This window comes from Spongiactinospora gelatinilytica (assembly GCF_003236385.1).
In the GTDB taxonomy this organism is placed as follows: domain Bacteria; phylum Actinomycetota; class Actinomycetes; order Streptosporangiales; family Streptosporangiaceae; genus Spongiactinospora; species Spongiactinospora gelatinilytica.
This window is the reverse complement of sequence record NZ_POUA01000310.1, coordinates 1-9,416: the sequence shown is the minus strand read 5'-3', so window position 1 is coordinate 9,416 and position 9,416 is coordinate 1. Positions and strand designations below refer to the sequence as shown.

Annotated in this window: 6 protein-coding genes and 1 pseudogene; 1 reads left to right on the top strand and 6 read right to left on the bottom strand. The window is 73.9% G+C overall.

Annotation, left to right across the window (positions count from 1 at the left end):
• The 3 genes from C1I98_RS29485 to C1I98_RS29475 form a co-directional block, all read right to left on the bottom strand.
• On the bottom strand, positions 1-1,344 hold a 1,344-nt coding region (locus tag C1I98_RS29485), incomplete at its 3' end, for a serine/threonine-protein kinase (protein ID WP_111170665.1).
• Between the two features lie 111 nt (positions 1,345-1,455).
• Positions 1,456-3,480: a serine/threonine-protein kinase gene (locus C1I98_RS43235; RefSeq protein ID WP_199537301.1), complete on the bottom strand. Its 2,025-nt coding sequence runs from the start codon at positions 3,478-3,480 to the stop codon at positions 1,456-1,458.
• A 79-nt stretch (positions 3,481-3,559) separates the two neighbouring features.
• Positions 3,560-4,234: a pyridoxamine 5'-phosphate oxidase family protein gene (locus C1I98_RS29475; RefSeq protein WP_111170664.1), complete on the bottom strand. Its 675-nt coding sequence runs from the start codon at positions 4,232-4,234 to the stop codon at positions 3,560-3,562.
• A gap of 59 nt (positions 4,235-4,293) precedes the next feature.
• On the opposite strand from C1I98_RS29475, the gene pdxR reads away from it, so the two are divergent.
• On the top strand, positions 4,294-5,766 hold the full coding sequence (pdxR, locus tag C1I98_RS29470) for a MocR-like pyridoxine biosynthesis transcription factor PdxR (protein ID WP_438672120.1): 1,473 nt from the start codon (positions 4,294-4,296) through the stop codon (positions 5,764-5,766).
• Here the strand turns inward: pdxR and C1I98_RS29465 are convergent.
• From C1I98_RS29465 to C1I98_RS41830, 3 genes and pseudogenes are all read right to left on the bottom strand, one after another.
• Positions 5,699-6,085, bottom strand: coding sequence for a hypothetical protein (locus C1I98_RS29465; protein WP_111170662.1), 387 nt, complete (start codon positions 6,083-6,085; stop codon positions 5,699-5,701). The genes pdxR and C1I98_RS29465 overlap by 68 nt on opposite strands.
• The gene (locus tag C1I98_RS29460; protein ID WP_111170661.1) at positions 6,082-8,760 is read right to left on the bottom strand and encodes a glycosyltransferase family 2 protein; all 2,679 of its coding nucleotides are present in this window, start codon (positions 8,758-8,760) and stop codon (positions 6,082-6,084) included. The genes C1I98_RS29465 and C1I98_RS29460 overlap by 4 nt, the downstream gene beginning before the upstream one ends.
• Positions 8,723-9,416, bottom strand: a pseudogene (locus C1I98_RS41830) (hypothetical protein); the annotation flags it as partial. The pseudogene C1I98_RS41830 and the gene C1I98_RS29460, both read right to left, overlap by 38 nt.

Genomic DNA, 9,416 nt, shown 5'->3' with positions numbered 1-9,416 from the left:
CGGTACGGCGGAGCGGGTGTCCGCCGTGGGGGTCGGCTCGGGCGACGGGGTCTCCGCCGGCGGCTCCTCGGTGACCTCCTCGGTCGGTTCGGCGCTCGTCGTCTCCTCGGTCGGCACGGCGACCGGGCTGGCCGACACGGCGGGCGGCAGTGACGCGCCCTGCGCCTGGAGTTCCGGCTCGCCGCCGGCGCCGTTGATCAGGAAGGCCATCACGACGCCGATCCCGACGATGCAGCCGACGACGACCGTCATCTTCAGCCCCAGCCTGCGCAGCGGCGCGTTGCCCACCCGCCGGGGGAGGTCGCGCGAGACGAGGTCGGAGTTCTTGCCGCTCCGGTCGCCCCGGCCGCGACTGCCCGCGCCGGCCTGGCCGTCGCCGCCCTCGCCCCGGCCTGTGTCGCCGCCCTTGTCGCCGCCGCCCAGCTCGGTCTGGGCGAGCGAACTGTCGGCCTCCGGCATCGGCTCGGCCCCGGGGAACTGCAACGCCAGCAGGCCCGCGAGCGCGGCCAGGCGGCGGCGTCCGCGGTTCTCCCAGTCGGCCCCGTAGGCGCCTTCGGCGACGGCCTCCAGGCGGCTCAGGAAGTCGGCGGCGGTGGGCGGGCGCTCGGCCGGCTGCTTGGCGAGGCCGCGCGCGACCAAATCGCGCAGCGGCGGGGGCACCTCATCGACCGGGACCGGCGCGGTCTGGTGCTGGTGGGCCAGGGCGGCGGCGTTGGAGCCGCGGTAGGGGCGGGTGCCGGTCAGGCACTCGAAGAACACGACCGTGGCCGCGTAGACGTCGGTGGTGGGCGCCGCCGGCGCGCCCGCCCACTGCTCGGGGGCCATGTACGGCGGCGTGCCCGCCGGGTTCTCCCCGTCGCCAGAACGTACGGCGATGCCGAAGTCGACCAGCTTGCTGGAGCCGTCGTCGCCCACCACGACGTTCTCCGGCTTGAAGTCGCGGTGCACGACCCCGGCCGCGTGCGCGGCGGCCAGGCCCAGCAGCGCGCCCTTGAGCACGGTGAGCGCCGCCTCGGCCCCGGTCGGCCCCTGGGCGCGCAGCAGCGCGCGCAGCGCGACGCCGTCCACCAGCTCCATGATGATCGCGGCGCCGTCGGCGCTCTCGACGTACTGGTAGAGACGGGCCACCTGCGGGCTGTCCAGCGTCTCCAGCAGCCGTGCCTCGTGCCGGAAGCGAGCCACGAACCCGATGTCCGCGCGCAGTTCCTCGGAGAGGTACTTGATGGCGACCAGCACGCCGTCGGCGTTGTGCCGGGCCATCACCACGCGTCCGGACATGCCGGAGCCGAGCTCGCGCAACTCCGTGTATCCGGGGACCTGCCAGGGTGATGGCATCCCGAACATGACGGTCTCCTTATGCCTGGGCCCCCACCCGGATAAGACGGACGTAGCTTAGTCAGCCAGGGGTGTGAACGACACCTATATCACCAGATACTTCGTGCTTTTCTGCTGTGTTCATCTGATCACGGAATCATGGACGCCGATAGGATCTCGCGGGTTTTCCTCCGGCCGGTCCGCGGGCGGCGTGTCCACCTGAGGGTCCTCGGGGCCTTCGGTGGGCTCCTCCGGCTCGGCGGGCGGGCACGCCTCGGTCGTGCCCGAGGCGTCGGCCTGGCCGTTCGCCGCGCCGGGCGTGGTGGCCGCGGTCACCCGCCAGGCCGTACCGCAGGGCACGCGGCCCAGCGCCACGGACACCGTGCGAGTGTAGGACTCCTCCCCGGACAACCGCAGCGTGCGGACCGCGCTCCGCTCACCCGCGGTGAAGGTCACCTTCAGGGTGACCGCCCCTTCGCCGGTGGCCCGAACGGCCACGGTCGCCGTCGCGTCGCCCTTCGGCCCCACCGAGGCGCGGGGCACGCTCACCGCCTCGACGGCGGGCGGGCAGGTCACCGGTACCCGGGCGGTCGCGGTGCGCTCGCCCGCGGCGACCCGGACCTCCACCGTGGTGCCACAGGGCGGTTCGACGAACGTGTGGGTGATCCGCCGCTCGTAGGAGGTGTCGCCGGTGAGCGTCGCCGTCCGGTCGGCCACCGTACGGCCCGCGGACACCACGTCGGCGCGCAGCGTCACCGGTGACTCGTCGCCGGCGGTCACCGTCACCACGGCCCGCAGGTCATCGCCCGCCATCCGCGCGCTGACCTGGAGATCGGTGACCTTCGCGGGAACCGGGGTGGGCGTCGGTGTCGGTGTCGGGGTGCCCACCGGGGACGGCGGCCCCGTGGTGGCATCGCCCGGGGACGCCGACGGGTCGCTCACCACCGGCGGCTCGCTCGCGTCCAGGGAGCCGCCGGGGTCGCCCGGCACGGGGTCCTGGTCCGGCGGCGCCGGTGGCAGGTCCTCCGCGCCGGTGGTGTCGGCGGGCGGCGAGACGAGCCCGGCGGGGCCGGGCTCGGCCGCCGTCTCGGTGGGCGCGGCGGCCACCACGCCGATCCGCTGCGCGGCGGGCTCACCGGCCAGCATGTAGCCGGCCACCCCCGCCGCGACGGCCACGGCCACCACGCCTGCCGTCAGCCGTCCGGCGTTGCGGCGCGCGCTGTGCCGTACGCCGTCGAGCACCGTGCGGAACAGCGTGCTGCCGCCGGACGGCGGCCCCTGCTCCCGGCCGGGGAACAGCGCCACGAGCAGCAGCGCCAGCTCGGCCAGCCGGCGGCGGCCGCGGTCCTCCCAGTCCTCGCCGTAGGCGGCGTGGGCGGTCCGTTCCAGCTCGGCCACGAAGTGGGCGGCGGCGGCCGGGCGCGCCGCGGGGTCTTTGGCCAAGCCGACGGCCAGCAGGCCGCGGACCGCCTCCGGGATCTCCGCGAGCGGGACCGGCGCGTGCTCGTGCTGGAAGCGCAGCACGTCCGGCGTGGTGGCCTGGAACGGCCGGTGCCCGGTCAGGCACTCGTAGAAGACGGCCGTCGCGGCGTAGACGTCGGAGGCGGGCGTGGCCGGCGCGCCCGCCCACTGCTCGGGGGCCATGTACGGCGGCGTGCCCGCCGCGCCCTCCCCGCCGTCGCCGGAGCGCACCGCGATGCCGAAGTCGACCAGCTTGCTCGCGCCCTCGCCGGTGACGATCACGTTCTCCGGCTTGTAGTCGCGGTGGACGACCCCGAGCGCGTGCGCGGCGGCCAGCCCGAGCAGCGAGCCCTTCAGCACGACCAGCGCCGCCTCGGGCCCGGTGGCGCCGTTGCCGCGCAGGAGGGCCCGCAGCGAGACGCCGTCCACCAGCTCCATCACGATCGCCGCGCCGCCGTCGCTCTGCACGTACTCGTACAGCCTGGCGATGTTCGGCTCCCCGTGCAGCCCGAACAGCAGCCGGGCCTCGTCCCGGAACCGGTCGAGGAACCCGGGCTCGCCGCGCAGCCGCTCGGCGAGGTACTTGATCGCGACGTGCGTCCCGGTCTCCTCGTGGACGGCGAGCACGACCCTGCCGCCGCCGCCCGCGCCGAGATCGCGGACCTCCCGGTAGCCGGGCACGCTCCAGCCGCCGTCTGCCGCCATGACCGGCCTCCAGTCGCAGTGGTAACGGGGGGTTCCGAAGCAGGAGACGCCCAAGGCGGGCAGTCGGTTTACCGGATTTTCAGATCTTTTGCGGCAAAGATCCCAACGGCGGCCGGGCCGCGACGTGCGCCGGGGTCCGGAGCCGCTCCGACAGCTCCGGATCGGGCTCCGGCTCGCCCCAGGACATCCGTACCGGCAGCACGCCCGCCCAGATCGGCAGCGCGTAGTCCTCCAGTTCGTCTCCGGGCGGGCCCTGCCGGGCCTTCACCGAAGCCTCGGCCAGCGACAGCGCCAGCACCTCGGTGGCGGCCAGCTCCTTACGGGTCGGCGGGCGCACGGTGTCCCACTGGCCGGGGGCGAGCTGTTCGGACAGGGCGCGCAGCCCGGCCAGTCGCTCGTCCGGGTCGGTCACCCGGCGCGCCCTGCCGTAGATCATGGCCGAGCGGTAGTTCACCGAGTGGTGGAAGATCGAGCGGGCCAGCACGATGCCGTCCAGGTGGGTCACGGTGACGCAGATCTCGTCCTCCAGCGCGCCGCGCAGCGACCGCGCCCCCGTGGAACCATGCAGGTAGAGCGTGTCGCCGAGGCGGCCGTAGCCGGTGGGAACGACCATCGGCGCCCCGTCCACGACCACGCCGAGATGGCAGATGACTCCGGAGTCGAGGATGGCGTAGAGGTCTTCGCGCGCGCTCCTGCCGCGCTCCTTGGAGCGGTGCAGGGTGGTACGCGCCGTGGGCGAGAGCGATGCGGCCATATCTGCACTGTGCCGGAGAAGTGGACTGGAAGAATACAACCACTATGGGGGAAATATCGGTGACCACTTCCCGCCAGGGCCAGGTCCGCCGCACGCCGGACCTGCCGCTGGTCCTGGCCCGCGGTTCGGGGGTGTCCCTGGCGGTCCAGCTCGGCGACCAGTTGCGCGCGGCGATGCGGGCGCGGGTGCTGCCCGCCGGGGAACGCCTGCCGTCCACGCGCGGCCTGGCGAGCCGGCTCGGCGTCAGCAGGACCGTGGTGACGGAGGCCTACCAGCAGCTCTACGCCGAGGGCTGGCTCGAAGGGCGGCACGGGTCCGGCACCTACGTCGCCGACCTGCCCGACGTGGCCGCGCCGCCGCCGCTCGCCCCGGACCGGGCGGGGCCGCCCGGCACGGCCGTCGCCTACGACTACCACCAGGCCGCGGACGGCGTGATCGACCTGCGCCCGGGCACCTCGTGGGTGCGCGACTTCGACCAGGCGGCCTGGCGGCGGGCCTGGCGCAGGGCGGCCGAGGTCCCGCTGTCCTCCCGCCCCGACCCGTACGGCTTGCCCCGCCTGCGCGACGCCCTCGCCACCCACCTGCGCAGATCCAGGGCGGTACCGGTGGACCCGGCCGACATCATGATCACCAGGGGCACCGGCAACGGCCTGGACCTGGTCGCCGCCACCCTGCTGCGCCCCGGCGACCGCGTCGGCGTGGAGGAGCCGGGCTACACCAAGGCCCGCACGATCTTCGCCGCCCGCGGCGCGGAAATCGTGCCGTGCCCGGTGGACGAGGACGGGCTGATCGTCGATGACCTGCCCGGCGACCTGCGGCTCGTCTACACCACCCCGGCCCACCAGTTCCCCTGCGGCGGTCGGCTGCCGATCTCGCGCAGGGAGCGGCTGCTGCACTGGGCCCGCCGTACCGGGGCGGTGGTCGTCGAGGACGACTACGACGCCGAGTTCCGCTACGACGCGGCCCCGCTGCCCGCCCTGTACGGCCTGGACCCCGGTTCGGTGGTGCTGCTCGGCACGATGTCCAAGTCGCTCGCCTCCGACGTGGGCGTGGGCTGGCTGATGGCCTCGCCCGCGCTGCTGCGCGCCGTGGGCGAGACCCGCGCGCGGCTGTCGGACCGCACGCCGGGGCCGGTCCAGGCGGCGGTGGCGGTGCTCGTCGAACGCGGCGACCTCGACCGCCACCTGCGGCGGATGCGGCTGGAGTACGCCAGACGGCGGGAGGCCATCGTGGCCGCCCTCGGCCCGCTGGTCCGCGGCGACACGGCGGGTCTGCACGTCATGGTGGAACTGCCCGGCCACGCCGTGGATCGGGTCACCGAGGGAGCGGCCCGGCGCGGGGTGCTCGTGGACACCACCGGCCGCCACCACCACGGGCCGGTCCGCGTACACGGCCTGGTCCTCGGCTACGGCTCGGCGTCGCTCCCCGACGTCAGGAAGGGCTGCGCCGTGATCGCCTCGCTCATCAAGGGCGACCCCCCTGCCTGCGCCGCCCCGGCATCACCAGCGCCCCGAGCGCGGCCACCGTGGTGATCCCCGCCAGCGTCATCACCGCGCGCGGCATCGTGAACACGCCGGTCATGTAGTAGCCCGCGGTGACCAGCATGCCGAGCGCGACGCTCACCGCCACCGTCAGCGCGACGCTCTCCATGGCGTCGCCGCTGTGGTCGCGCGGCCCGAGCAGCGGGCGTACCAGCGCCAGCACCGCCGCCCCCGGGCACACCAGCAGGAACAGCACGGTCACCGCGACGCGCGGCGCCGATCCCGCCGCCAGCCCGGTGGCCGACAGGGCGAGCCATCCGGACGCCGCGAGCAGCAGCAGCGGCCAGCGGGCGGGCCTGCTCGCCTTCATGACTTCCCCGCCTTCGTCTGCGGCAGCAGCTCGTACACCACGCCGCCGTCGTTGCCGAGCACCTGACGGAACCGGCCGGACCCCGAGATCTCCCGGATCAGCCGGTCGATCGTCCCCTTCGGGAAGATCCCCGCGGTCTCGGTCGCGGGCAGCTGCGCCCGGTTCAGCACGAGGTACGCCTTCGCGCCCGGCGGGACCGCGCCCATCAGGTCGATCAGCGCGGGACTCGGGTCCTTCACGAACTCGGGCAGCGTGGGCACATGACCGGGGAGGTTCGGTACGGCCTCGCGCGACGGGGGCAGCTCGTCCAGCCAGATGTGGTCATAGCGCTCGTACTGGTCATAGGCGGCGGGCAGGAAGAAGGTCGGCGCCACGATCAGCGAGCGCTGCGGCGCGATCCGGTGCAGCGCCCTGACCAGGTGCACCTCGTCCGTGGTGAAGTAGTTGGACTGCTCCTTGCCGTAGTTTCCGAAGAAGAACCCGGTGACCATCAGCAGCAGGACGACCGGGAAAACCAGCGTCCGCACCCACGCCCGGCGGGCGGGCAGGAACAGTGCGGCGGCCAGCAGCGCGGTCAGCGGCAGCGCGAACAGGTAGACCCGGAAGATGATCTCACCGCCGTAGCTGCCCCCGGCGAGGAAGGCCAGCGGCGCGATGCCGATCATCAGCAGCGGCAGGCCCGGACGGCGCAGCCAGCGCCGCCGCACGAACGCCCCGCACAGCGCCAGCCCCCAGAGGCCGACCGACAGCGCACGGTCGGCGTAGGCCACGATCACCTGGCCCGGCGACGCCGTGCCGAGCGCGATCAGCCCGGCGGAGAGGTTGCCGCCCGCATCGCCCAGCGACTCCATGATGTCGCTGAACCGGCTCTCCAACACCTGCCAGGCGATGATGACGTCCCACCCGGCGACCACCGCGGCGGTGACCAGCAGCAGCCCCAGGTTTCGGTACCGCCTCAGCACGAACAGCGCGGTCAGCGCCCCGACCAGCATCAGCGGCGTGAGCTGGTGCGCCGAGGTGATCGCCACGATCGGCATCATCAGCAGCGTGGCCCAGATCAGCCGGTGGCGGGCCGAGGTGATCGGCGGCGGCTCGGCGGCCAGCCCGTCAGGGTCGGCTCCCGCCCTGATCGGCCCGCGCCGGAACCTGCGCACCATCACCGCCAGGATGGTGAGGTACATCACCAGCGTGGTGGCCTGCGGCGAGAAGTAGTCCTGGCCGACCCACGAGCACGAGAAGAAGACCCAGACCCCGCCCCACACGAGCTGCCGGTTGCGGGTCACCGTGCGGAACAGCAGCAGCAGTGGCAGCAGGGTCGCGATGTTGAAGGCCAGCGGTCCCCAGCTCGCGATGTCCAGCGCGTCGTCCAGGCCGGCCATCTGGGTCATCGTGGCGAAGAAGGAGAAGAACCCCGGCCACTGGTGGTAGGCCGACAGCGGTCCCGGGGCGGGGTCGGTCACGCCGTGCCTGATCAGGTAGTCGATCACCGAGACGTGCTTCCACGCCCAGGAGTAGCGCAGCGTCGGGTACAGCAGCGCGGGGGTGGCGTGCAGCACGGCGATCAGTACCAGCACGTAACCCGCGTGCCACAGCTCCAGCGCGAACTTGTCGCTCAGTAACGCGACGAACCCGGCGACCATGACGACGATCGCGGCCCAGAACGTCGCGGGCATGACCGTGATCAGGCCGAGGTCGGTCATCGCGTCCAGGTCCACCGAACGCAGCGACAGACCCCAAAGGACGGTCGCCACCGGCAGCGCCGTGCGGGCGACGAACCAGGTCAAAGTGCTCGTCCGGCGGATCTCGTCGGTCCGGGTGGACTGCAACCTGCCGTTCAGGTAGCCGACGGTGGTGGCGACCAGCGCCAGCAGCATCGCGGCCAGCGCGCGCCACGCCTCGACGTCGCGGGGGCCGGTCGCGGTCAGCGTGCGGAACACCGCGCGGGGCAGACCGGCCCGGATCGGGGCCAGATGCGCGCCCAGCGCCGCCCTGCCCTGGGCACGCTGGGGTACGGCGGCCAGCGACTTGCCCTCGGCCGCGCACCTGGACACCAGATGGCCGATGCCGCCGCGCCGGGCGGCCAGGCGCACCCGCAGCGTCGCCGCCGGCTGCTGCACCAGCTTGGCGCCGGGGGCGAGGTCGTGCAGCCGCAGCCGGAGCTCGGTCTTGGCGCCCGCGGGGGGCTCGGCGAGCATGCCGCCCGCCTGGTGGTCCAGGTCCTCCGGGAAGCCACCGGCCGCGAACAGGGTCTCGCGGCGGATTGACAGGCCGGCGCCGTACAGGTCGTCGATCGGCCCGCCATCGTCTGGCGCGCCCGTGCAGGGCGCTCCGACCACCCAGGCCAGCTCGTTCGGGAACCAGTTCGGGCGGCCCGCCTCCCAGCGGATCGCCAACCGGCTGCGCACCGCGACCACCTCGGGGTCGGCGTACGCCTCCAGCAGCCGTTCGGTCCAGTCGGGGTCGGGCGCGGTCTCGTCGTCCAGGAAGGCCACCACGTCACCGCGCGCCGCGGCCAGCGCCCGGTTCCGCGCGGCGGCGGTGCCCCGGGTGCCCTCGTGGGCCAGTACCGTGACACCGTCGAACTCGGTGGCGGACCAGGCGACCAGCTCCACATTGTGGTCGATGACGAGGATCACCTCATCGGGCGGCGTACGCTGCGCCCCGATCGCCCCCATCGTGTCCCGCAGCCGCTGCCACGCTCTCGCCTTCCGTGCCCACCGGCGAAGCGGACCCTTCTACGACGCCCTTGGCGGGGTGTGGGTGGAGGGTGCCGTCTGTCGTGTCCCCCGGCGGGGCGGACGTGTCTGCGGCGCTCTTGGCAGGCTTCTCCGCGTCTGTGCGGGCGGCTGAGTCTGTGCCGCTCTTGGCAGGCTTTTCGGTGTCCGTGTGGGCGGCGTCGTTCGTTGAGTCCGTCGGTGAGGTGGACCCGTCTGCCGTGCTCCTGGTGGGGTTTCCGGGGGCGTCGGTGGTGACGGCTTCACCCGCTACCACCTCACCGTCGCCCTCTGTCTCGGCCGCCGCGGTGTCGGCGGTGATGGCTTTGAACGCGGTGGTCTCGCGGTCGGTTTCCGGTTCGTCGGCCTCGGGTGTGCCCGTGATCGGGTCGGAGACGGTGCCCTCGCCCCCGGGCTGCGGCCCGGTCGCCTCGGTCGCCGGGCTTTCGCCCGCGCCGGTCGCGGGTGCAGGGGTGCCGGGTTCGTCGGCAGTGGCCTGCTCCTCGTCCGCCTCGGTTGCGCCGGGCGTGGCGGCCTTGCCTTCGGCCTGCGGCCCCGCTGCCTTGGGCGCGGTGTTCTCCGGCGTGCCGGCGGTGGGCGGCTCGGGGGTCTCGGCG